The sequence below is a fragment of the Enterobacter sp. P82 genome, from assembly GCF_037053385.1.
Taxonomy (GTDB): domain Bacteria; phylum Pseudomonadota; class Gammaproteobacteria; order Enterobacterales; family Enterobacteriaceae; genus Enterobacter.
This window is the reverse complement of record NZ_JBALHX010000003.1, coordinates 15,291-37,319: the sequence shown is the minus strand read 5'-3', so window position 1 is coordinate 37,319 and position 22,029 is coordinate 15,291. Positions and strand designations below refer to the sequence as shown.

General features: G+C 48.7%; 24 protein-coding genes, 1 other RNA gene and 2 pseudogenes. 13 read left to right on the top strand and 14 right to left on the bottom strand.

Translation table 11 applies throughout. From position 1 onward, the window contains the following. Nucleotides 1-692: 692 nt before the first annotated feature. Genes WB237_RS15675 through WB237_RS15665 form a run of 3 tightly spaced genes read left to right on the top strand, consistent with a single transcriptional unit; the run spans nt 693 to nt 2,546 of the window. Entirely contained in the window at nt 693-1,220 is a 528-nt protein-coding gene (locus tag WB237_RS15675; RefSeq protein ID WP_336214422.1) for a tetratricopeptide repeat protein, read from the top strand. Nucleotides 1,221-1,227: 7 nt separating this feature from the next. Beyond that, entirely contained in the window at nt 1,228-1,758 is a 531-nt protein-coding gene (locus WB237_RS15670) for a sigma-70 family RNA polymerase sigma factor (RefSeq protein WP_129995136.1), read from the top strand. Further along, nucleotides 1,755-2,546 (top strand): anti-sigma factor family protein, encoded by a 792-nt coding sequence (locus WB237_RS15665; RefSeq protein WP_336214417.1) that lies wholly within the window; start codon nt 1,755-1,757, stop codon nt 2,544-2,546. The genes WB237_RS15670 and WB237_RS15665 overlap by 4 nt, the downstream gene beginning before the upstream one ends. Here the strand turns inward: WB237_RS15665 and WB237_RS15660 are convergent. The 3 genes from WB237_RS15660 to WB237_RS15650 form a co-directional block, all read right to left on the bottom strand. Next, nucleotides 2,538-3,095 (bottom strand): YceI family protein, encoded by a 558-nt coding sequence (locus WB237_RS15660; protein ID WP_336214416.1) that lies wholly within the window; start codon nt 3,093-3,095, stop codon nt 2,538-2,540. The two genes, WB237_RS15665 and WB237_RS15660, sit on opposite strands and share 9 nt — an antisense overlap. A gap of 61 nt (nt 3,096-3,156) precedes the next feature. Continuing rightward, on the bottom strand, nt 3,157-3,507 hold the full coding sequence (locus WB237_RS15655; RefSeq protein ID WP_336214414.1) for a cupin domain-containing protein: 351 nt from the start codon (nt 3,505-3,507) through the stop codon (nt 3,157-3,159). Nucleotides 3,508-3,594: 87 nt separating this feature from the next. After that, nucleotides 3,595-3,951 carry a hypothetical protein gene (locus WB237_RS15650; protein ID WP_336214412.1) on the bottom strand — a complete coding sequence of 119 codons (357 nt, stop codon included), beginning with the start codon at nt 3,949-3,951 and terminating at the stop codon, nt 3,595-3,597. 543 nt (nt 3,952-4,494) lie between these two features. On the opposite strand from WB237_RS15650, the pseudogene WB237_RS15645 reads away from it, so the two are divergent. Beyond that, a pseudogene (locus WB237_RS15645) lies at nt 4,495-5,058 on the top strand (phage polarity suppression protein). Nucleotides 5,059-5,063: 5 nt separating this feature from the next. On the opposite strand, the gene WB237_RS15640 reads toward WB237_RS15645, so the two are convergent. From WB237_RS15640 to smpB, 6 genes and pseudogenes are all read right to left on the bottom strand, one after another. Continuing rightward, on the bottom strand, nt 5,064-5,207 hold the full coding sequence (locus tag WB237_RS15640; RefSeq protein ID WP_336214410.1) for an acetyl xylan esterase: 144 nt from the start codon (nt 5,205-5,207) through the stop codon (nt 5,064-5,066). A 122-nt stretch (nt 5,208-5,329) separates the two neighbouring features. Continuing rightward, nucleotides 5,330-7,474, bottom strand: a complete 2,145-nt coding sequence (locus WB237_RS15635) for a DEAD/DEAH box helicase (protein WP_336214408.1) — start codon at nt 7,472-7,474, stop codon at nt 5,330-5,332. 1 nt (nt 7,475) lies between these two features. After that, on the bottom strand, nt 7,476-8,393 hold the full coding sequence (locus WB237_RS15630) for a HamA C-terminal domain-containing protein (protein WP_336214407.1): 918 nt from the start codon (nt 8,391-8,393) through the stop codon (nt 7,476-7,478). A 163-nt stretch (nt 8,394-8,556) separates the two neighbouring features. After that, nucleotides 8,557-9,744 (bottom strand): annotated as a pseudogene (locus WB237_RS15625) (integrase domain-containing protein). 193 nt (nt 9,745-9,937) lie between these two features. Further along, nucleotides 9,938-10,301: a transfer-messenger RNA gene (gene ssrA / locus WB237_RS15620) on the bottom strand. 89 nt (nt 10,302-10,390) lie between these two features. Beyond that, complete coding sequence (gene smpB, locus WB237_RS15615) at nt 10,391-10,873, bottom strand: SsrA-binding protein SmpB (protein WP_008502505.1); 483 nt, start codon at nt 10,871-10,873, stop codon at nt 10,391-10,393. Nucleotides 10,874-11,029: 156 nt separating this feature from the next. Here smpB and WB237_RS15610 point away from each other — a divergent pair, with 156 nt between their 5' ends. Together WB237_RS15610 and WB237_RS15605 are read left to right on the top strand one after the other, a co-directional pair. Beyond that, nucleotides 11,030-11,467, top strand: a complete 438-nt coding sequence (locus WB237_RS15610) for a type II toxin-antitoxin system RatA family toxin (RefSeq protein WP_195757727.1) — start codon at nt 11,030-11,032, stop codon at nt 11,465-11,467. Continuing rightward, entirely contained in the window at nt 11,457-11,744 is a 288-nt protein-coding gene (locus WB237_RS15605) for an RnfH family protein (protein ID WP_108090949.1), read from the top strand. The genes WB237_RS15610 and WB237_RS15605 overlap by 11 nt, the downstream gene beginning before the upstream one ends. Before the next feature lie 109 nt (nt 11,745-11,853). Here the strand turns inward: WB237_RS15605 and bamE are convergent, their stop codons facing one another. The 3 genes from bamE to nadK all read right to left on the bottom strand — a co-directional run bounded on the left by bamE (nt 11,854) and on the right by nadK (nt 14,956). Further along, complete coding sequence (bamE, locus tag WB237_RS15600; RefSeq protein WP_014884883.1) at nt 11,854-12,192, bottom strand: outer membrane protein assembly factor BamE; 339 nt, start codon at nt 12,190-12,192, stop codon at nt 11,854-11,856. Between the two features lie 138 nt (nt 12,193-12,330). Further along, nucleotides 12,331-13,992, bottom strand: a complete 1,662-nt coding sequence (gene recN, locus WB237_RS15595) for a DNA repair protein RecN (RefSeq protein WP_114978716.1) — start codon at nt 13,990-13,992, stop codon at nt 12,331-12,333. An 85-nt stretch (nt 13,993-14,077) separates the two neighbouring features. Next, nucleotides 14,078-14,956, bottom strand: coding sequence for an NAD(+) kinase (gene nadK / locus WB237_RS15590; protein WP_013098356.1), 879 nt, complete (start codon nt 14,954-14,956; stop codon nt 14,078-14,080). 122 nt (nt 14,957-15,078) lie between these two features. Between nadK and grpE the strand changes: the two genes are divergently transcribed. Then, nucleotides 15,079-15,672 (top strand): nucleotide exchange factor GrpE, encoded by a 594-nt coding sequence (gene grpE, locus WB237_RS15585; protein ID WP_147279798.1) that lies wholly within the window; start codon nt 15,079-15,081, stop codon nt 15,670-15,672. Between the two features lie 53 nt (nt 15,673-15,725). Here the strand turns inward: grpE and WB237_RS15580 are convergent, their stop codons facing one another. Together WB237_RS15580 and WB237_RS15575 are read right to left on the bottom strand one after the other, a co-directional pair. Further along, complete coding sequence (locus WB237_RS15580; protein ID WP_336214807.1) at nt 15,726-17,012, bottom strand: HlyC/CorC family transporter; 1,287 nt, start codon at nt 17,010-17,012, stop codon at nt 15,726-15,728. An 18-nt stretch (nt 17,013-17,030) separates the two neighbouring features. After that, nucleotides 17,031-17,822, bottom strand: a complete 792-nt coding sequence (locus tag WB237_RS15575) for a cytochrome C assembly family protein (RefSeq protein WP_032666789.1) — start codon at nt 17,820-17,822, stop codon at nt 17,031-17,033. A 166-nt stretch (nt 17,823-17,988) separates the two neighbouring features. On the opposite strand from WB237_RS15575, the gene ffh reads away from it, so the two are divergent. The 6 genes from ffh (at nt 17,989) to WB237_RS15545 (ending at nt 21,997) form a co-directional block, all read left to right on the top strand. After that, a complete protein-coding gene (ffh, locus tag WB237_RS15570; protein WP_008502496.1) occupies nt 17,989-19,350 on the top strand; it encodes a signal recognition particle protein in 1,362 nt (453 codons plus the stop codon). Nucleotides 19,351-19,466: 116 nt separating this feature from the next. Beyond that, the gene (gene rpsP, locus WB237_RS15565) at nt 19,467-19,715 is read left to right on the top strand and encodes a 30S ribosomal protein S16 (protein ID WP_003863133.1); all 249 of its coding nucleotides are present in this window, start codon (nt 19,467-19,469) and stop codon (nt 19,713-19,715) included. 15 nt (nt 19,716-19,730) lie between these two features. Then, on the top strand, nt 19,731-20,270 hold the full coding sequence (gene rimM, locus WB237_RS15560) for a ribosome maturation factor RimM (RefSeq protein ID WP_049007936.1): 540 nt from the start codon (nt 19,731-19,733) through the stop codon (nt 20,268-20,270). A gap of 31 nt (nt 20,271-20,301) precedes the next feature. Further along, nucleotides 20,302-21,069, top strand: coding sequence for a tRNA (guanosine(37)-N1)-methyltransferase TrmD (trmD, locus tag WB237_RS15555; RefSeq protein WP_028016734.1), 768 nt, complete (start codon nt 20,302-20,304; stop codon nt 21,067-21,069). A gap of 43 nt (nt 21,070-21,112) precedes the next feature. After that, nucleotides 21,113-21,460 (top strand): 50S ribosomal protein L19, encoded by a 348-nt coding sequence (gene rplS / locus WB237_RS15550; protein WP_002914145.1) that lies wholly within the window; start codon nt 21,113-21,115, stop codon nt 21,458-21,460. Nucleotides 21,461-21,592: 132 nt separating this feature from the next. Next, nucleotides 21,593-21,997 carry a DUF2946 domain-containing protein gene (locus WB237_RS15545; protein ID WP_336214400.1) on the top strand — a complete coding sequence of 135 codons (405 nt, stop codon included), beginning with the start codon at nt 21,593-21,595 and terminating at the stop codon, nt 21,995-21,997. The last annotated feature ends 32 nt before the right edge of the window (nt 21,998-22,029 follow it).

Genomic DNA, 22,029 nt, shown 5'->3' with positions numbered 1-22,029 from the left:
CGCGCCCCCGGCGGAGTTACTGTTATTTAAACAGCGCTCACCGTATTTTTTTCAGCGCGAACGATGCCCGCCAGAATACAGAGTGGCAACATCAGAACGAATCTATTTATTTAAGAAAATTATCAACAACGCGATTTTGTCTTTTATATAACCTTGTAATTAATAGAGGAATTAATCCGGAATAGTATAAAAATGATATAGTCAGAAAAATATGGATATGCAAATTAAGATTCTTTAAACATGAAGGGGAGAAGTTGTCGGGATATTGTTTTGTTAATTCGAACTATAAATTTAAATTCGTAACATGTTGTTTTTAGTTTGTTTTTCTTTGTTTTTAAATGGTGTTTAAAAAGTATGTATGGTGTTGATCAATAATTGGTAGGTGACTTTTAAAATCGTATTTAAAAGGTTGTTGTTTATGGTTTCTTAATAGCGGTTTAAGTTATGGTAACATTTTTGATGTAGGATATATTATATTTGATGATATTTAATAAATATTCTTTTATAAAATTAAATTTCTGCTAGCGAAAGAGAATAATAGAATGAGGTGATCATTAAATGATCAGGGCCGTATTGATACGGGGTACGTTATATGCATGATTTTGTTACAGCAAAAAAATCTTTCAGAGTGTGAATAAAAAGCGCCACTCATGCGTTTACTGACGTCATCCTCTCTGATCCAGGAGTTTTTTATGAACACGACCTCTCTTCGTTTGATCCCGGTACTGATTTTTTCGCTGCTGTCTCCACTGGCGCTGGCAATGGGTAATAATAGTACCGAGAGCAAAACGCCTGACTGCCCATCAGGGCAGGTGTATGACAGTGCAACTCAGAAATGCGTGCCGGACAAGAGCAGCAGCCTGAGCGATCAGGACAAAACCAACTATGCATACCATCTTGCTAAGAAAGGGGAGTATCAGGCGGCGCTGAATCTCCTTGATTCACTGAAAAATGGCAATACGGCTGAAGCGTGGAACTATCGCGGGTATGCCACACGCAAACTGGGACGTACCGATGAGGGTATCGGCTATTACCAGCGCGCGCTGGCGATTGCCCCTGATTATGCCAAAGCCCGTGAATACCTGGGTGAGGCATGGATGGTCAAAGGACGGCCTGACCTCGCGAAAGAACAGTTGAAGGTAATAGCAGGCATATGTGGCCAGTCCTGCGAGGAGTACCGCGATCTGCAGGCTGCCATCAACGGACAGCCGGAATCCTGAGTTTCTCGTGGAGGGAAAACACATCGCTACCAGTGAGGTTCGTCAACAGTTAGCGGCACACTTGTCGCGCCTATGGCGCTATGGGCTGGTGTTGTCGCGAAACAGGGATATCGCCGAAGAGCTGGTTCAGTCCACCTGCGTGCGAGCGCTCGAAAGGAGCAGCCAGTATACGCCGGGCACGCGCATCGACAGGTGGCTGTTTGCGATATTGCACTCTATCTGGATCTCTGAGCTTCGGGCACGACATGTCCGCCAGGGGCAGGGGTTTGTCACCAGCGACGAACTTCTGGCACCAGACACCCGCGAGCAGGATGAAACGCGCCTGCATTATCTGAAGGTGATGCAGCGCGTCAATGCACTACCGGAAGCCCAGCGCAATACGGTTTTTTTGGTTTATGTCGAAGGTTTTACCTATCAGGAGGCAGCGGACACCCTGGCGGTGCCGATTGGTACTGTAATGAGCCGACTGGCGACAGCGCGGGCAACACTTGCGAGGTCCGCTGATGCAATGCCTCCGGTAAAGGAGAAACGCTCTTGAATTCGCACCGTTTTACGCCGCCCTATAATGACGATGCTATCGTGGCATGGATAGATGGCGAGATGTGCCGTGCAGACGCACAACAATTTGAAGAACAGATGAGAAGTGATGAACGCCTCTCCGGGCGAACCGCTGAGCTAATGAAAAGCAATCAGGACTACCCCGGGGCGTTTGCTTCCCTGCTGGATGACGCACCCCTTGAGAAGATGCAGGCGCGTCTGGCGGCACTTCCCGAACCACACTCTTCCTCTCCGGCGGGCGTAAGCAGACGCGCACTGATTGCTGCGTCGGTCAGTTTTTTGATGGTCGGTTCCGGGCTGGGGTATCTGTTGCGGCCAGCCTCCGCCCCTGATGATGACAACGCCCATATTCGTGACCTCGAAGCGCAATACATGTCTTTGTACAGCGTTGAAACACTGCTGGATATGGACAGCGCACTGCCTGTTCTGCAACGCGGGCTGGAACGGGCCGCACAGGATATCGGCATGAAATTGCAGATGTCGCAGCTTACTCTGCAGGGGGCAGAACTCAAAATGGTACGCATGCTGCGCTATGAAACCACTTCTATCGCGCAGATTGCCTGGATCAACGCCGACTACGGCCCGATGGCGCTCTGTATCTCTCCTGTCGATGAGAAGACGACGGCTTCTCTTCAACAGGAGCAGCGGCACAGTATGAACCTGGTGTGGTGGCAGGATGCGGGCTATCAGTTTGTCCTGATAGGCCGAAACCCGCCGTCTCACTTGCAGAGTAACGCAGAACAGCTGCAACGCCTGATCTCAGAATGAGGGGATAGTGTTTGTCTGAATCGCAATAGCGATGGCAATACGATCGTCGACGACAAGGGCAAATTTATCCATCCCGTAGGACGCGCGCGAAATCGCTGTGGTGGCATTCAGCGTGAGGGCTTGCGCATGCGGGTCTTCCACAACGGCTTCCAGAATCACCGGGCGGGCAATGTTTCGCACGGTCAGCGTGCCGAACACTCTGAATCGTCCGGCACCCTGGGCGACCACGCGAGAGCTGACAAACTCAATCGTCGGGTAGCGCTCAGATTCAAAAAACATATCGCTTTTCAGCTGCCAGGTGAGCAGCTTGTTTGAGGCCACCAGGGTTGCCACGGGAATAGTGACGTGAATATGGTCATCGACATCGTTATTCGGATTAAGCGTCACGGCACCCGTCACGCCACTGAATGTCGCCCAGGAGAGGATACCGCCGAAAGCATGCCAGGATAGCCGAATGGCGGTGTTGTTGGTGTCGATGATGTAGCTCTGCGGGACGGCTAACGCCCACGGGCAGACCAAAATAAGCAATATAAGCAGGCGTCGTAGCATCTCAGGATCTCTTTAGGGGGCGCTGGGAGTAAACGCGTCACACCAGGGATCTATTCGGCTTTTAGGCGTCGGGATTTTTAATGATATCAACCGAGATTTCGACGGCGGTAATCTGGCCACGGTTTTCCAGCCAGTGAACCGTATTGTGATCCTCCGGCCAGCCGACACCGGGACCGTAATCGGTGGTGATCCCGTTACGATGGTCGGTGATCGTTCCCTCCAGGATAAACACGGTACCGGGGCGATCGATATGATTATGCACCGGACCAAAGACCGCGCCGGGAGCGAGTGTCACCCTGCGCATGCGAAGCTGTCGACCGTCCATGCCTGCGATCTCCGGGCCCAGATCGACGATGGAGAGTAGTTCAACGGTGACGCCCTGGGTTTCTGGTGCGATTTCTTTGTGGCTCATGATGGTGCCCCCCTGTGACAAGTTTAGTCTTCAGGAAGCAAAGTAGGTGGGAATAAAAAAGGCCGCGTTTGCGGCCTTTCGAAGGGGTTATTCAGTGACTTTCTTTTCCAGCTCGCTGGCACCTTCTTTGGTTTTGTTCCAGCCTTTCTCAGCACCTTCTTTGGTGGCATTCCACCCTTTCTCGGTACCTTCTTTGGCTTTATGCCAGGCTTTCTGGGAATCTTCGCTGACCTTACTGCCAAAGCTTTCGCTTTTACCTTCTGCAGCATGTTTCTGTTTCAGCTTCAGCTCTTCACCTTTGTTCTGCTCTTCGTGCAGTTTTTGCTTCGCCTCGTTGGCGTTTGCGTTCGCCGCAGCGACGGTATCGTCAGTTGCATGTGTGGTCGCAGCAAATACTGGGGAAGCCAGCAGAACGGCAGATAATGCGATAATTGTTTTTTTCATAATATCCTCATTTAACGTTATCGGTTATGAGCGTGATTCAGCATGGCACAGACGAAGCGGGGTGGCTTTAGGAAAAAACTGTAATGAGATCAACGTGCCCTGACGTGGAGTATTTCGCCTGAGGATTATCCAAAGGATAAAACACCTATTTCCGCGAGGGCGGCGAGGGTCAGGAGAATGAATATTATGACGGTTATGGGTCTGTACATGGTGTGGTTCCTTCCGGGTTGGGGTGGCTATTCCGTAGCGCTGGGTGTGCTTTTTAATTTTTCATAGGGGAAGGGCGGTGTCGTTGATGTTTGTCAATATGAGTGGCTAATTGGCCGGCGAGGTGGATAGCGTCATGTATTTTTTCAGCCCGATGTTTCGTTTGACGTCTTTCGGCACTGAATCAAAAGGCGATCTCCTCTGGGGACATAATCAGTATGTCGGAAGATCTCTAAAAGTGAATGGTACGTTTTGCAGGGATACTTACACTCGCACCGGCGGCCACCGTTAACCGTGCCGGTGCGTAAGCACGGCCAGTCATCAGGAGAAACATACGTGACCACACTGACGCTACAGAAAGCCCTTGAGGTCTGTCAGGCAAACAAATCCGCCTGGCTGCAATGCAGGGAAGAACTGACGCAGGCCGAAAAGGCATACCGCGAACAGCTTGCCGGCAGCGGCCACAGCGGCCGGAGCCTGCAAACGCTGCGCGAGATTATCGACGTGAAAAAATGAGAAATTAATCAGGCTGCCGGTCGCTATATTCGTTCGCATGAGGAGGTGCAGCGCATCAGCATCCGCGACCGTTTAAATGATTTTATGCAGGCGCACGGCACGGAGCTGGCCGCCGCCCTTGCCCCTGAACTGATGAATTATTCCGGGCAACACTCCGCCGTTCAGCGCTGCGCCATACAGCACTCACTCGATTATCTGCGCGAGGCGCTACAGCTCTGGCTGTCAGCCGGTGAAAAAATTAATTATTCGGTGCAGGATAATGACATTTTAACGGCCATCGGATTCAGGCCTGACGCGGCTTCGCGCGATGATAATCGTGAAAAATTCACGCCTGCACAGAACCTGAATTACACCCGCCGCCGTGCAGAACTGGCTGTGCAGTAGTTCGCTTAAAAATCCCCGAAAATCCCGCCATTTTTACGTATAAAAGCCATGCATGCATAAGGTGCATGGTTTTGCATGTGTTTTACCGACACTGAATCCCCCGCCAGCGCCAGCACTGGCGCGCCCTGAGACCAATCATGCACCTGCATTAAAAGCGCCCCCTTAAGCGGGCAGGCGGGGCGGGGAGAGCATTGCGCGCAATTGGCTATACCTTGCGCCATTGAGAATAGAATTCATATACTCTAAATACCCGCCATAGTTACCTTTGAACTTATTGACTATACGTTACACCATCAAAGAAGTTGTTCATTATATATTCTTCAATCATGCTTGCACCGATTAACCCGGATAATCCGAAAACATAGTTTAAAGTTTTTAGGTGGTCCAGAATAGTATGTAAAGTTAGTTCTTCATTGTCTAAGTCAAGATTTAAAGCATCATCAATCTTTTTTGTAATCATGCGCGGTAGCCCATATTCTTCTAATTGATAAACAATTGGAGGGAGAAATGCGTTTGAAGTTTTATAGATAAATGGAGATATGTCTGTGTTTCTATTTGGGATTAGCTCGTTAAGCAATACATTTACATCATTCAGTAATGAAGATAATTTGAATGTAAGGTTTCTTTCTAATTCAAAGAGTTCATTTATCGTAATGTTGTGTTTTGAGAGTTTTCTTAATATTTCAGGGATGGTTAATTTCCAGTTATAACTTGCAATTTTAACATAAGAAACAAATTTATTATACTCAACTCCCCATCCGGCCGGTTTTAATTTGATTATTTTATATAAAAAATAATCCCAGCTTTCAGGGTTTTCAGAATTAAGGTAAGAAATGCTTAACCAATCGCTAGGATTCATTGATATATCCACAGCAATATCTCTGATTAGAAATGGATCATTAGATTTGAATGCACCTTCTGATTGTAATTTATTGAATGTTTCAAAGCCTAATAATGATTGCATTTCTTCTTTATAAGCTATGATGGCAGAAATTTGTTCTGGAGTTAGGTCGTTTTTAAATTCCGTCTCATCTATATCGCCGACAAGTGCATTGGGTATTGTAAGATCTAATTCGTTATCCTCTTCTTTTGGTGGCGGAGACAGTAAATATATCTTGCCTACGAAGTGTTTGAACATTCTTCCGCTTCTGCCAATGATATTTTTATACATGAAGTCTTTCAGATTGCGGTTTCCATTTTTTGATTGCCATATGATTACGTTTTCTGCTGCTGTATTAACTCCCTCGACAATTGAAGAAGTTGATATTAAGTTTTTTAATCCGTTATTTTCTTCAAATAGTTTTATTTGAATTTGACTGATTGAACGATGTAGTTGTCCATTATGAATGCCCGTTCCCTTTTCAATAATATCTGCAAGCATCCATTTTTGAGAATAATTCAATCTCAACCAATCAGAGAACTCTTTCAATAACGTAATCTCGCTTTTTTTATGATTATTGAGAATTGCTGCTGATATTTTATTGATGTTAGAGTAAGTTCCAGCGTAAATTAAAGATTTTCCCGCTGTGTTTTCAAGGATATCTAAAAGAAATGAGGATTTTTTTTGAGGATCCTCATTTATTTGTTTTGATAGGTCATGTTTTTCTAAAAATACTGTGCTGAAATCCAATTTCAAAAATTCCATTCCTTTTGTGAAAGGATTGCTTTTCAATGTGCTAATGTTTGGAGCTAAAAAATATCGTTGTTTTGCTATTTTTGTGAACTTCATTATTGCTTTCAATAAAGCAGGTGCTCTTTCCTTGTCATGATTCTCACTTGCTTTGTAAAATTCATCAATGATTAATAAGTCTAATTCATTAATTTTATCTAAGTAGCTAATTGCTCTTTCTTGTGGAAATATAAATATATTCTTTTGAGAAATGCTAACGTCAGCAGTTGTAATTATTTTATATTCAGCAGCATATTTTTTATGCAACCTTCTTCGGGTCTCGTCTGTAAGAGATATTGTAGGGACAATAATCAGAACATTAGTCGGTTTGTTTAATGATATAAAAGCATCAATAATAAAGCTTTTCCCAAAACTTGTTGGTGCGCTTACAGCTAAGCTTTCACCATTTAATAATCTTTTTAATATTAAGGATTGCTCTCTGTGTAAAGTGATTGGAGTGTTTAAACCAACGTCAACTTTGAATAAATCATAGATTAATCGTTCATTCCAATCTGCTGTTTCAGCCTGAATGTAAGGATACAATCCTGTGCATCTAATGAGATGATTAACTAAAGGCGTATAATGGATTTTATGTTTTTTATGATAATCTAAAAGAAGGATTAAACTATTCCTGGCTTCATCCTCCTTATCTGAGTTGATAAGGTCGTTTATTTCCTTGCATTTTGAAAATACATGCACCACATGTTCGCCATCATTTTCAGTAGCACTGGTAATCTCATTGTTCATATTACTGTTCCTTGTGAAAACGAACTGTTTCAACAAACTTATTAATTATTTGTTCTTTCTTTGGAATAGGGAAAAGGATTAGGTGAAACTTTATCTTATCATAATCATGGATGTTTTTTATTTTTATTTGGTGTTTTTTAAAAAAAGACTGAGCTCTTTCTTTATGGAGTTCTATAATTGATGACTTATATTCAGGGGAAAGAGACGATGCGTTTTCTGTTATAGGACATTCATGCAAAATGAAAATAGGGATATTGAGTATTGGCTTAATATTATCAATTGAGTTTTTAGATGACAATGAATACATTATTTTAGATCTTAGTTCATCATTTTTTACCAAAGTAACTAGATCTTTAGTGTTTGTTATTATACTGTTCTCTTTCTTTATTTTATCTGTTGAAATGGAATTGTTAACTGATGTGATTATTGAATCGAATCGGTCATCTTCAATACTTTTGTAAAACTTTGCTTCACCGAACCATAACGTAAAATTTTTGTCATCTTCTATAACAATATGTACGCTGTCTGCACCCTTGGCATTATCTTGAGTGTTCTGTTTATAAAATATTTTAGGTACAACAGGTAGCGCTTTAAAGTGGTGTTTCATAATGCCATATAAAAAAATCTCAGCGAGCTCGCTTCCTTTGCTAATATCTTTTTCACTATCTGTAAGTCTAAGGTTCTGTGCTGCTTTAGCTAGAGATGTGCTAGGACCACCTATATATGCTTCCCTTTCCTGATTCGATAGAGCGGTTTCTAATATATTATCCCATATAAATCGGTGGAATTTTTGATGGCGCCACTTGCCGTCTTCAAAATCATTTATCATAGAAATAAGTTTGCTATTTTTATTGATTGTATTAATGCTATCATTAAAGAGTGTCGATAGGCTTTGGTCTATAAGAATATCAAAATCCATTATATTCCTCATTATTCCGTTACTACTAGGCGTGGGCTTATGAGCAACCCCCTCATCCTAGCGACTTATTCGATATGTAAGCAAAGATAGTATTTCTTTATGATAAAAAAAACTGTAAATAAAAACATGTGTATTTATACATGTTTTTCTGAAGGCTTAAATTTTATCGTTGAACTAGTTCTCCCCACCAATTCATTAAAGCAATACGTTTTTCTAGATAGGTAGAGCGGTTATAAGCCCTCCTAATTTCATTTTTATCGCAATGCGCTAATGCTGACTCAATTACATCAGCATTAAATCCATGCTCATTGAGTGCTGTACTGGCAATTGAGCGTAAACCATGAGCCACCAACTTTCCACCATATCCAATTCTCTTAAGTGCTGCATTGGCAGTTTGGCTATTCATTGGACGCTTAGGATTGTTGCGACTTGGAAAAACGTATTCGCGATGCTCACTTATAGGTTTCATGATCTCTAAGATTCCTAGCGCCTGCGGTGATAAAGGAACAATGTGTTCACGCTTAGCCTTCATTCGTTCGGCGGGAATCGTTCAGAGTTTGGCATCGAGATCGATCTCGACCCACCGAGCACCAGAAGCCTCAGAAGGGCGCACTAGGGTCAGAAGCTGCCACTCAATAAGACAACTAGTCGTAACAGACAGATTTGACATGACCAGAGAACGCATCAGCTTAGGTAATTCTTCTGGTCGTAGCGTGGGCATATTCTGCTTTTTGGGTTTCTCAAATGCCATTCCAACACCTGATGCTGGGTTTGCATCAATCAGACCAGTGTTAACCGCATAAATCATTATTTCGTTAATACGCTGTACTAGGCGGCGAACTGTCTCCAGTGCCCCTCGTGCATTGATTGGCTCAAGTGCTTCAACAATCGTTCTGGCCTTTATCTCCTGTACGGGTATCGCACCGATTGCCGGGAGCACGTCTTTATCCAAAGAACGCCAAATATCCTTTGCATAATCCTCTGTGACACTTCTGCTTTTTATCTGGAACCAGTTAGCAGCCACTGTTGAAAAAATGCTGTCTAACTCAATCTGGCGTTGTTCTGACGCTTGCTCCTGTTGCTGTTGTGGATCCATACCTTGCGCGAGCGAGGTTAAGTGCTGATCGCGTATCTGACGAGCTGCTGCCAGTGTAAGGGCAGGGTATGAGCCGAAACTCAGATTCGTTCGACTATTGCTTACCGGATGTTGGTACCGGAAGCGCCAGAGCTTTTTGCCAGATGTTTTTACGAGCAGGAACAGGCCGTCACCATCATGAAGGGTGAAGTCTTTTCCACTAGGTTTAGCTTTAAGGATTTCGTTGTTAGTGAGGGGGCGTGTGATGCGCGCCATATATGGATCCCTTCCATAATTGGTACACGTTTAATGGACCGCAGTATAGCGTGTACCTAAACGTGTACCAATTTTTACTGGATTCAGGCGGATCGCCTCGGACAACGACAGACACAAAAAAGCCCGCAGGGCTTGTACCATGCGGGCTTTCAGGACTTCTACGGATGACTCTGGAATCATCTTCGAAGAATTTTGGTGGAGCTGGCGGGAGTTGAACCCGCGTCCGAAATTTCTACATCCTCGGTACTACATGCTTAGTTTGTCTTTACATTCGCACGCCAGCTGCGGACAGACACGCCACTAACGAACTAGCCTGATTAGTTTTAACGCTTCAACCCCAGGCAGGGCTTCCACGCGATCTCTTTTGGGTTTGACCTCTCTTTGATCCCCGTCTTAAGAGCGGAAGCTAGGGAGAGAGGGCTCAGAGCAGGTTATTAAGCTGCTAAAGCGTAGTTTTCGTCGTTTGCGACTATTTTTTTGCGGCTTTTAACGAGGCAAACCGCCCCTCGGCATGCACCTTGGGTTTCGCAAATCCCGTCGAATCCAGAATCAGCCCCAATAGTGTTGAACTCAGTATACCAGATTTCACTTCCTGGATACCAGCCCAGAACGCTAACTTATTGAATAGTACAATAAGTGTTCAGAATCAACGCCCTGCATTCTTCATGATGCGCGCTTTGTCGAGCTGCCACTCGCGCTCTTTCAGGTCCGTACGTTTATCGTGCTGTTTTTTACCCTTCGCAACGCCAACTTTCACTTTGCACCAGGCATTTTTCCAGTACAGCGACAGAGCAACCACGGTGAAGCCTTCACGGTTGATGCGACCGTAGAGGGATTCCAGCTCGCGCTTGTTCAGCAGCAGTTTACGTGTGCGTGTTGGGTCACAAACATAGTGCGAAGAGGCGACGGTCAGCGGCGTAAAGTTCGCCCCGAACAGGAAGGCTTCACCATCTTTCAGAATCACGTAACTATCGCCGATGTTGGCTTTCCCGGCGCGCAGCGATTTTACTTCCCAGCCCTGCAACGCAAGGCCAGCTTCGAATTCTTCTTCAATGAAATACTCATGGCGAGCACGCTTGTTGAGCGCAATGGTCGCCGAGCCTGGTTTATGTGCTTTTTTCTTCGTCATAAGTGTCGTAAAGCCGTCGGTAATCTGATTTCAAAAAGTCACCTCATTGCGTCCTGTGAGGTCTAACGCGCTATCTTAGCACGAGATGAGGCTTAGCGTTTTTTTAACAGGTGATAAATGTTATTATTTGTCCGTTGTGTGACCATGGGAAATGCTATGCCTCAGATTAGCCGTACTGCGCTTGTGCCTTACAGCGCGGAACAAATGTATCAGTTAGTGAACGATGTTCAGTCTTATCCAGCGTTTATTCCTGGATGTACCGGGAGCCGTGTTCTGGAGTCTGGTCCAACGCAGATGACTGCAGCGGTGGATGTCTCCAAAGCGGGGATCAGCAAGACGTTCACCACGCGTAATACGCTGACGAGTAATCAGAGTATTTTGATGCATCTGGTGGATGGTCCGTTTAAAACGCTGATGGGTGGCTGGAAGTTTACGCCCCTGAGCGCTGACGCCTGTCGTATCGAGTTCCATCTGGACTTTGAGTTTACGAATAAACTGATTGAGCTGGCGTTTGGTCGCATCTTTAAAGAGCTGGCTTCAAATATGGTTCAGGCGTTCACCACCCGCGCCAAAGAGGTTTACAGTGTCGCATAAGATTGCTGTGGAAGTGGTGTACGCGCTGCCGGAGAAGCAGTATCTGCAACGTGTAACGCTGGAAGAGGGCGCGACTGTTGAGATGGCTATCCGAGCTTCCGGCATCCTTGAGCTTCGCAGTGATATTGACCTGGCGAAGAATAAAGTCGGGATTTACAGCCGTCCGGTTAAGCTGGGTGATGTGCTGAAAGAAGGTGACCGGGTGGAGATTTATCGTCCGTTGATTGCCGACCCGAAAGAGTTGCGTCGTCAGCGTGCGGAGAAAGCGGCTAAGTAGCGCTTTCTTCCCCGGTGGCGCTGACGCTTACCGGGGCTACGTTTCTGTGCAAGAATTCAGAAACAAAAAAGGTGCTCATTGAGCACCTTTTTGCATTTCTGACACCTGATTATTTGGTCAGGGCAGGCTTGTTGTCGATGTTGGTCAACACACCGGCGCTGCTGAAGGTCAGCGTCAGGGTTTGCTGGGTCACATCTTCGTGGCCCGGTTGCTGACGGAATACATAGAACCAGGTGTTTGTGCCGAATGGATCGGACATCATCGGGGTTCCCAGTGCATAAGCGACCTGCTGTTGTGTCATCCCCACACGGATTTTGGACACATCGTTAGGGGTAAGGTAGTTCCCCTGGTTGATGTCAGGACGGTAAACCACTTTCTCCAGAGTGGAACAGCCTGCGGTCAACATCAGAAGAACCGCTGCGGCAGCGGTCAGCATTTTACAACGCATAGTGATTTGATTCCTTTTCGGGCCCGAGCAGAACGCGGCTCATATGTAATATGCCGATGATAATAGACCTTGCCCCACTTTGAAACCGGTCTGGCGGCGTTTTTGTTGTTCTCTATGACCCTGAGATCCCGAAAAAGTTTATGCCGCCAGCAGTTCTTTCGCGTTTGCGAGTGTATTTCGTGTGACTTCACTGCCGCCAAGCAGACGAGCCAGTTCCTGCAGACGCGCGCGTTTATCCAACGGTTTCATGTGCGTTTCCGTCATTTCACCGTCGGTTTCTTTGCTGACGATAAAGTGATGGTGACCACAGCCAGCCACCTGCGGAAGGTGGGTAACACACATGACTTGTGTTGATTCACCTAACTGACGCAGCAGCTTACCGACTACCGCCGCCGTTGGACCGCTGATCCCAACATCCACTTCATCGAAAATCAGCGCCGGGGTTTCCATTTTACGAGCGGTAATCACCTGAATCGCCAGTGCGATACGCGACAACTCACCGCCGGACGCCACTTTGGAGATGGCCTGCAGCGGCTGACCGGGGTTAGTGGTGACGCGGAATTCAATACGATCCGCCCCTTCTGCCGTCAGCACATTCTCTTCAAAGCGGACATCGATCGTAAACACACCGTGCGGCATCGCCAGCGTGTGCATACTGTCGGTGATATGCTGACTTAACTCCTGGGCATAATGCACTCGAATCTCATGCAGTTGTTTCGCCGTTGCCAGCGCCTGTTCATGATGCAGGCTCACCGCCAGAGAGAGGGTTTCCTGCGAGTCAGCCTGATCGTCAAGCTGCTGCTGTTCTTCCAGCAGAGACTGGTAGTAATTTGGCAGTTCTTCCGGCGTAACGTGGTGCTTACGGGCCAGTGAGATCTGACGGGAGATGCGTTGTTCCAGCTCAAACAGACGGTTCGGGTCGAGATCCAGACGTTCACAGTAGTGGCGCAATTCATCACCGGCTTCTGAGATCTGAATCGCGGCCTCTTCCAGCATATCCAGTACGCCAGAAAGTTTGCTGTCCATACCAGCCAGTTCGGTGACCAGTTGACGAACGTTATACAGCTGGCTTTGCAGGTTCACGTCTTCGCCATCCGCAAGCATGTTGAGGGCGTTCTGACTGGTTGAGAGCAGGTGACCGCTGTTGGCCAGACGCTTGTACTCTTCGTCGATTTGCTCAAACTCACCCGCCTGCGGGTTGAATTCGTTCAACTCTTTTAACTGGTATTCCAAAAGCTCGGCGCGTGCGGCGCGCTCCTGGCTTTGCTGCTGGTGCTGGGCAAGCTCACGGCAGCTTTGATGCCACTGTCGATAGTGTTCTGCCATAAGCTGAGTAAGTGCGTACTCACCCGCATAGCCATCAAGCAGGGCTTTCTGCTGTTCTGGTTTGACGAGTTGCTGATGTGCGTGCTGGCCGTGGATCTGGATAAGCAACTGGCCAAGTTCGCGGAGCTGGGAGAGCGGAACCGCTGTACCGTTGATAAAGCCACGGGAACGACCGTCGCTGCTGATCACGCGGCGAAGTAAACACTCACGTCCGTCTTCCAGTTGGTTTTGTTCCAGCCAGCGCTGGGCCGCAGGGGTATCTTTCAGGGAGAAGCGGGCACAGAGATCGGCACGGTTTGCGCCCATGCGCACCATGTCTCCCTCGGCACGGCCGCCAAGGCACAAGCCGAGGGCATCAATGGCAATGGATTTACCTGCACCGGTTTCCCCGGTGATCGCCGTCATGCCGCTGTGGAAATCGATCTCAAGCTCACGAACAATGGCAAAGTTGCTGATGGTCAGTTGTGCCAGCATAATTGTTTTCCTGTATGAAAAACCATAACTGTGTTTTCATACAGTATAAACTGGTTTTATATACAGTAAAGCGCTGGATGCAAAATCAGAACAATTTTTTTGACCAGCCAAGCTTCGAGCTTAATGTGTTGAAATAGCTGTAATCTTTCGGGTGAATGAGATTCAGGTGGTAATCACACCGTCGAATAAGTACGTCTTCCCCTTCCTGGATCGGCAGCGCTATCTGGCTGTCGCAGCTGATCTCCAGGTCATTTCGGCGGTGGGAGAAGCGCAGACGAATGGTACTGCTACCGTTGATGACCAGCGGACGTGCGGAAAGCGTATGCGGGAACATGGGGACCAGCGTAATGGCGTCAAGCGAAGGGGTCAGGATCGGGCCACCTGCAGAAAGGGAGTAAGCGGTCGAACCTGTCGGGGTGGAGATAATCAGCCCGTCAGAGCGCTGAGAGAACGCGAAGATTTCGTCGATATAGACTTCGAACTCAATCATGTGTGCCACTTTACCAGGATGCAGAACCACTTCGTTTATTGCGGTGCTGATCCGCTTCTGGCAGTCCTGCTGGCATACCTGCGCTTCCAGTAAAAAGCGTTTTTCGCTGATATAGTGACCTTCCAGTACGTCGGCCAGTTGTTGCTGGGCATTATCCGGGTCGAGGTCAGTTAAAAAACCGAGATTGCCACGGTTGATACCGATGACCTTGATGTCATAACGCGCCAGCGTACGGGCCGCGCCGAGCATGTTGCCGTCACCGCCGACCACCACGGCGAGATCCGCCTGTTGGCCAATTTCCGCCAGCGTGCCAGTTTTGACGCTCTTCAGCTGTAGCTCCTGAGCAATCTGTTGCTCAACCATCACTTCATAGCCTTTGCTACACAGCCAGCGATACAACATTTCATGTGTCGTCAATGCAGTAGGGTGACGCGGATGCCCGACGATCCCAATACACCTGAAATGATTATTCATTTTCTGGAGGTCCTTGTGCCTGATGAATGATGACAATCTGTCTTGTTCCCTTGAATCCCGGAAACTGATCCCCATAATAAGCGAAGTTAGCGAGATGAATGCAGAAAAACGCGGAGAAATTCATGAGTAGTAAAGAACAGAAAACGCCTGAGGGGCAAGCCCCTGAAGAAATTATCACGGAACAGCATGATGAAGTTGAGGCTGTAGAGCCAGACGCATCTGCTGAGCAGGTGGACCCGCGCGATGAGAAAATTGCGAATCTGGAAGCTCAGTTAGCAGAAGCACTGAATCGTGAACGCGACGGCGTGCTGCGTATCAAAGCGGAAATGGAAAACCTGCGTCGTCGTACCGAACTGGACGTTGAAAAAGCGCATAAATTTGCGCTGGAGAAATTCGTCAACGAACTGCTGCCGGTGATTGATAGCCTCGATCGCGCGCTGGAAGTGGCTGATAAAGCGAATCCGGACAACGCAGCGATGATCGAAGGTATCGAACTGACGCTGAAATCCATGCTCGATGTGGTGCGTAAGTTCGGCGTAGAAGTGATTGCGGATACCGACGTCCCACTGGATCCTAACGTGCACCAGGCGATCGCGATGGTGGAATCTGAAGACGTCGAAGCCGGTAAAGTACTGGGTGTGATGCAGAAAGGTTATACCCTGAACGGCCGTACCATTCGTGCTGCAATGGTGACCGTGGCGAAAGCGAAAGCATAATTTGCCACCCTGTAGTGCCGGGTGGTGGCTTCGCCTTACCCGGCACTACAATATTATTCCGCGATACTTTCGCGCAGTGGTTTAACAGGCAGGACCTTCACCTGCTTAATCATATTGTCCTGCACGTCCAGGATATCAATATCGTACTGTTCAATTCGTACCCGCGTGCCCGCAGCCGGGATCTCTTCAAGCGCTTCGAGGATCATGCCGTTCATGGTTCGCGCTTCATCTTCCGGTAAATGCCAGTTAAAGGCTTTGTTGAGTTCGCGAATGTTGGCGCTTCCGTCAATCAGCACCGAGCCGTCGTTTTGTGGGGTCACTTCTTCCGCAAGGGAAGGGGACATTGAGGTGGTAAAGTCCCCGACAATCTCTTCCAGAATATCTTCGACCGTCACCAGCCCCTGAATATCGCCGTACTCATCAACCACCAGGCCGACTTTCTTCTTGTTACGCTGGAATTTCACCAGTTGCGTACTGAGCGGTGTTCCTTCCGGTACGTAGTAAATCTCGTCGGCGGCACGCAGCATCACCTCTTTGGTGAACTCCTTTTTCTCGGTCATCAGGCGGTAAGCTTCGCGCACGCGCAGCATGCTGATGGTGTCATCGAGAGAGTCGCGATAGAGCACAATACGTCCGTGCGGGGAGTGCGTCAGCTGGCGGACGATGGCTTTCCAGTCATCGTTGATATCAATACCTACGATTTCGTTACGCGGCACCATGATGTCATTCACGCTCACCTTCTCCAGATCAAGCACCGACAGGAGCATGTCCTGATTACGTCGGGAAATCTGCGAGCGGGATTCATTCACGATGGTGCGCAGCTCGTCTTTGCTGAGCGCACTGCTGATGGCGACGTCGGCTTTAATACCCACCATCCGCATCAGGACACGGGTGACCATATTCAACAGCCAGACCAGCGGCATCATCAGGACCAGTAGCGGTGCGAGCAAGAAGCTGCTCGGGTAAGCCACTTTTTCCGGGTAAAGCGCGGCGATGGTTTTGGGTAACACTTCCGCAAATACCAGCACCACAAACGTCAGCACACCTGTAGCAATAGCGACCCCGGCATTGCCGTACAGGCGCATCCCGACGATGGTGCCCAGCGCAGAGGCAAGAATGTTGACAAGGTTGTTGCCAATGAGCACCAGGCTTATCAGGCGATCCGGCTTGCGGAGCAGTTTCTCGACGCGACGGGCGGCACGGTTACCCTGCTTAGCACGATGACGTAACCGGTAGCGGTTTAAGGTCATCATGCCGGTTTCCGAGCCAGAGAAATAGGCGGAGATGACCACCATGACGATCAGCGTAACGATCAGCGTGGTGGTAGAGATGTGTTCCAGGGGGAACTCCTTTGTTTCTTAGCCAGCAAATTGCTGTATGAAGCGGCTGCCAAAATAGGCAAGGGTGAGAATGCCCGCACCCGCGACGTTGAACCAGACCACGCGGCGACCGCGCCAGCCTTCATGGTAATGGCCCCATAGCAGGACAATATAGACAAACCACGCAACGATAGAGAGTACCGCTTTATCGATATTCTCCACGCTGAACAGGTTTTTCATGTAGAACAGGCCCGTGCAGAGCGTGAGTGTCAGCAGAACAACGCCCACCTGGGTGATGTGGAACATTTTACGTTCAATGACCATCAGCGGTGGCATCTCGTGGTTAAATGCCAGCTTTTTGTTTTTGAGCTGGTAGTCAATCCAGGCGAGCTGCATGGCGTAGAGCGCGGCGATAATCAGCGTCGCGTAGGCAAAAAGCGACAGGCCGATATGCACCAGCATACCTGGCGTCGCCTCCAGATGCGTAATGAACTCATTGGGCATAAAGGTGGCTAAAGCCAGATTGATCAGCGCAAAGGTATACACAATCGGCAGCAGTAACCAGCCGCGATTCTTAGAGGCCACAATGGTCATCACCGTGCAGATCATCAGGCTGACCAGCGAGCCGACGTTGAGGACGCTCAGGTTTTGCACGCTGCCGTCGCCGGGGATGATGCGTGATTCCAGCGCAAAAGCGTGGCTTATCAGTGCGATCACCGCGGAAAGAATAGCCATGCGCCGCCAGCCGCTGTTTTTTTGCAGCAGTCCGGGAATGATCAGCGCGAGACTGACGGAGTAGGCAACAAGGGCGATCAGTGCGAAAACAGGCATATAGGCATCGACAGTTGTCTTAATAAGAAAGAGAAGCAGTATAACGTTACGTGACGCCTGCTCCAACCGTTGCATAACAACAAAGGCGCCTTCATGTTATACTCCGGCAAAATTCTGTGTATGTGTCGCTCATGGCGGCCCAACGTTTCTACTCAGGCGAGAGACAATGTTTGATAATTTAACCGATCGTTTGTCGCGCACGCTGCGCAACATCAGCGGCCGAGGACGCCTTACCGAAGACAACATCAAGGAAACGCTGCGCGAAGTGCGCATGGCGCTGCTGGAAGCAGACGTGGCGTTGCCGGTTGTGCGTGATTTTATCAACCGCGTTAAAGAGAAAGCGGTTGGTCATGAAGTTAACAAGAGCCTGACCCCGGGTCAGGAGTTCGTCAAAATCGTTCGTAACGAACTGGTTTCGGCGATGGGTGAAGAGAACCAGGTGCTTAACCTGGCGGCTCAGCCACCGGCCGTGGTGCTGATGGCGGGTCTGCAGGGTGCGGGTAAAACGACCAGCGTCGGTAAGCTGGGTAAATTCCTGCGCGAGAAGCACAAGAAGAAAGTGCTGGTGGTGTCTGCGGACGTCTATCGCCCGGCGGCGATCAAACAGCTGGAAACGCTGGCAGAGCAGGTTGGTGTGGATTTCTTCCCGTCAGACGTGGCTCAGAAACCTGTCGACATCGTTAATGCCGCGCTGAAAGAAGCGAAGCTGAAATTCTACGACGTGCTGCTGGTGGATACCGCCGGTCGTCTGCACGTTGACGAAGCGATGATGGACGAAATCAAGCAGGTGCATGCCTCTATCAATCCGGTAGAAACCCTGTTTGTTGTCGACGCCATGACCGGTCAGGATGCGGCAAATACCGCGAAAGCGTTTAATGAAGCGCTGCCGTTAACCGGTGTAGTCCTGACCAAAGTGGACGGTGACGCCCGTGGCGGTGCAGCTCTCTCGATTCGTCATATCACCGGTAAGCCGATTAAATTCCTCGGCGTGGGCGAAAAAACTGAAGCGCTGGAGCCGTTCCATCCGGATCGTATTGCCTCCCGTATTCTCGGCATGGGCGACGTGCTGTCGCTGATCGAAGATATCGAGAGCAAGGTTGACCGCGCGCAGGCTGAAAAGCTGGCGAGCAAGCTGAAAAAAGGCGACGGTTTCGATCTGACCGACTTCCTTGAGCAACTGCGTCAGATGAAAAACATGGGCGGCATGGCCAGCCTGATGGGCAAACTGCCGGGCATGGGCCAGATCCCTGACAATGTGAAAGCGCAGATGGATGACAAGGTGCTGGTGCGTATGGAGGCGATCATCAACTCGATGACCCTTAAAGAACGTGCTAACCCGGATATCATCAAAGGTTCCCGTAAACGCCGTATTGCCGCCGGTTGTGGCATGCAGGTACAGGATGTTAACCGTCTTCTGAAACAGTTCGACGACATGCAGCGCATGATGAAGAAAATGAAGAAAGGCGGCATGGCGAAGATGATGCGTGGGATGAAAGGGATGATGCCCCCAGGCTTTCCAGGACGTTAATCGCTTTTGAGATTGCTTTTTGCCCGAAAATGAGTAAAATTTTCGGGCTTTTAATATGACACCCGGGCTCCGTTCCTCGATGGGGCCCGGTTGTTTTATTCACACAAGAGGATGTTATGGTAACTATTCGTTTAGCACGTCACGGCGCTAAAAAGCGTCCGTTCTACCAGGTTGTTGTGACTGACAGCCGTAATGCACGCAACGGTCGCTTCATCGAGCGCGTTGGTTTCTTCAACCCACTGGCCGCTGGCGCAGAAGAAGAAACTCGTCTGGATCTGGATCGTATCGCTCACTGGGTTGGCCAGGGCGCTACTGTTTCCGATCGCGTTGCTACGCTGATCAAAGCAGCAAACAAAGCAGCTTAATCTGTCACGGTGGTCATGATGAGCAATAAAGCACCTGTTGAACCGATCGTATTGGGAAAAATGGGTTCTTGCTACGGTATCCGTGGTTGGCTCAGAGTGTTTTCCTCCACTGAAGACGCTGATAGCATTTTTAATTACCAGCCCTGGTTTATCCAGAAAGGCGGTAAGTGGGAAGAGGTCGAGCTGGAAAGCTGGCGTCACCACAATCAGGACATCATCATCAAGCTGAAAGGCGTTGATGATCGTGATGCCGCGAATGCGCTGACTAATTGTGAAATTGTCGTGGATTCGTCGCAGTTGCCGGCGCTGGAAGAGGGTGACTACTACTGGAAAGACCTTATGGGTTGCCAGGTCGTTACCACCGAAGGCTACAGCCTGGGAAAAGTCATCGATATGATGGAAACCGGGTCAAATGACGTTCTCGTCATCAAGGCAAACCTGAAAGATGCATTTGGCATCAAGGAGCGGTTAGTCCCGTTCCTCGATGGACAGGTTATCAAGAAAGTCGATCTCACTACTCAAACGATTGAAGTAGATTGGGATCCTGGTTTTTAAATTCTCCGGATAAACGGTAAAAGACGGCGCTATGTGGATTGGCATAATTAGCCTGTTTCCTGAAATGTTCCGCGCGATTACCGATTACGGGGTAACTGGCCGGGCAGTAAAGAATGGCCTGCTGAGCATCCAGAGCTGGAGTCCTCGTGACTTTACTCATGACCGGCACCGTACCGTGGACGATCGTCCTTACGGCGGCGGACCGGGGATGCTAATGATGGTGCAACCCTTACGGGACGCCATTCACACAGCAAAAGCCGCGGCAGGTGAAGGCGCAAAGGTGATTTATCTGTCACCTCAGGGACGCAAGCTTGATCAAGCTGGCGTGAGCGAACTGGCGACGAATCAAAAGCTGATTCTGGTCTGTGGTCGCTACGAAGGGATAGATGAGCGCGTAATTCAAACCGAGATTGACGAAGAATGGTCTATCGGCGATTACGTTCTCAGCGGTGGTGAGTTACCAGCAATGACGCTGATTGACTCCGTCGCCCGGTTCATTCCGGGGGTTCTGGGTCACGAAGCTTCAGCAACGGAAGATTCCTTTGCTGATGGGTTGCTGGACTGCCCACACTATACTCGTCCTGAAGTGTTAGAAGGGATGGAAGTACCGGCAGTGTTACTGTCTGGAAACCATGCCGGGATACGTCGCTGGCGTTTGAAGCAGTCGCTGGGCCGAACCTGGCTTAGAAGACCTGAACTTCTGGAAAACCTGGCTCTGACTGAAGAGCAAGCAAAGTTGCTGGCCGAGTTCAAAACTGAACACGCGCAACAGCAGCATGAACATGATGGGAATGCGTAATACGCTCCCGAATATCAGTTTACCCAGGATAAGAGATTAAATTATGAGCAACATTATTAAGCAACTTGAACAAGAGCAGATGAAGCAGGACGTACCTTCCTTCCGTCCAGGTGACACCGTGGAAGTGAAAGTATGGGTTGTTGAAGGTTCCAAAAAACGTCTGCAGGCATTCGAGGGCGTGGTTATCGCTATTCGTAACCGCGGTCTGCACTCTGCATTCACTGTTCGTAAAATTTCCAACGGCGAAGGCGTTGAGCGTGTCTTCCAGACTCACTCTCCGGTAGTTGACAGCATTGCTGTTAAACGTCGTGGTGCTGTACGTAAAGCTAAACTGTACTACCTGCGTGAGCGTACTGGTAAGTCTGCTCGTATTAAAGAGCGTCTGAACTAAGATTCGCTTAAGCGACATCCTGTTAAAAAGGGCTGGCCGAAAGGCTGGCCCTTTTTTTATCTCATCGCATCTCTCGCGTTAACCCTTTTGTCATAAATCATTTACAATGCTTGCCTCTTCCGTGGAGGGTAAGTGGATAACGTACTGCATCAGCACAACTGGACACGCGCTGCGGCATTGACCGCACTGTTCGCGATCCTGCTGATCGTGGTGGCGCCGCTTATCTCCGTCTCGCTGCAAAAAGATCCCATGAGTGCCATGCCGGGCATGCATCATGACATGAGTATGATGTCGATGGATGAACATCATGGTGATATGCAGCACACCATGCCTGTCGACCATGCGGAAGCGTGTGGCTACTGCGTACTATTAGCCCATGTTCCGGGCGTGATGCTGGCTCTGATCGTCCTGCTCAGTGTGGTGCTGCAAAGGCTTCGTGTTAAACCAACGCGCCAGGTGGTTTGTCATTGGCATTTTTTCCCCTGGCTCTATCCTGATACCCGCGCGCCACCGCATCAGTCTGCTTTTTCCCTTTAAAAAAATATCGATAACTTTTTGCCTTAAAAAGG

Coding starts and splice junctions, on each gene's coding strand:
- WB237_RS15675 (WP_336214422.1), top strand. CDS start 693: ATGAACACGACCTCTCTTCGTTTGATCCCGGTACTGATTTTTTCGCTG.
- WB237_RS15660 (WP_336214416.1), bottom strand. CDS start 3,095: ATGCTACGACGCCTGCTTATATTGCTTATTTTGGTCTGCCCGTGGGCG.
- WB237_RS15655 (WP_336214414.1), bottom strand. CDS start 3,507: ATGAGCCACAAAGAAATCGCACCAGAAACCCAGGGCGTCACCGTTGAA.
- WB237_RS15650 (WP_336214412.1), bottom strand. CDS start 3,951: ATGAAAAAAACAATTATCGCATTATCTGCCGTTCTGCTGGCTTCCCCA.
- WB237_RS15640 (WP_336214410.1), bottom strand. CDS start 5,207: ATGCAGGTGCATGATTGGTCTCAGGGCGCGCCAGTGCTGGCGCTGGCG.
- WB237_RS15635 (WP_336214408.1), bottom strand. CDS start 7,474: ATGAACAATGAGATTACCAGTGCTACTGAAAATGATGGCGAACATGTG.
- WB237_RS15630 (WP_336214407.1), bottom strand. CDS start 8,393: ATGGATTTTGATATTCTTATAGACCAAAGCCTATCGACACTCTTTAAT.
- smpB (WP_008502505.1), bottom strand. CDS start 10,873: ATGACGAAGAAAAAAGCACATAAACCAGGCTCGGCGACCATTGCGCTC.
- WB237_RS15610 (WP_195757727.1), top strand. CDS start 11,030: ATGCCTCAGATTAGCCGTACTGCGCTTGTGCCTTACAGCGCGGAACAA.
- bamE (WP_014884883.1), bottom strand. CDS start 12,192: ATGCGTTGTAAAATGCTGACCGCTGCCGCAGCGGTTCTTCTGATGTTG.
- recN (WP_114978716.1), bottom strand. CDS start 13,992: ATGCTGGCACAACTGACCATCAGCAACTTTGCCATTGTTCGTGAGCTT.
- nadK (WP_013098356.1), bottom strand. CDS start 14,956: ATGAATAATCATTTCAGGTGTATTGGGATCGTCGGGCATCCGCGTCAC.
- grpE (WP_147279798.1), top strand. CDS start 15,079: ATGAGTAGTAAAGAACAGAAAACGCCTGAGGGGCAAGCCCCTGAAGAA.
- WB237_RS15575 (WP_032666789.1), bottom strand. CDS start 17,822: ATGCCTGTTTTCGCACTGATCGCCCTTGTTGCCTACTCCGTCAGTCTC.
- ffh (WP_008502496.1), top strand. CDS start 17,989: ATGTTTGATAATTTAACCGATCGTTTGTCGCGCACGCTGCGCAACATC.
- rpsP (WP_003863133.1), top strand. CDS start 19,467: ATGGTAACTATTCGTTTAGCACGTCACGGCGCTAAAAAGCGTCCGTTC.
- rimM (WP_049007936.1), top strand. CDS start 19,731: ATGATGAGCAATAAAGCACCTGTTGAACCGATCGTATTGGGAAAAATG.
- trmD (WP_028016734.1), top strand. CDS start 20,302: ATGTGGATTGGCATAATTAGCCTGTTTCCTGAAATGTTCCGCGCGATT.
- rplS (WP_002914145.1), top strand. CDS start 21,113: ATGAGCAACATTATTAAGCAACTTGAACAAGAGCAGATGAAGCAGGAC.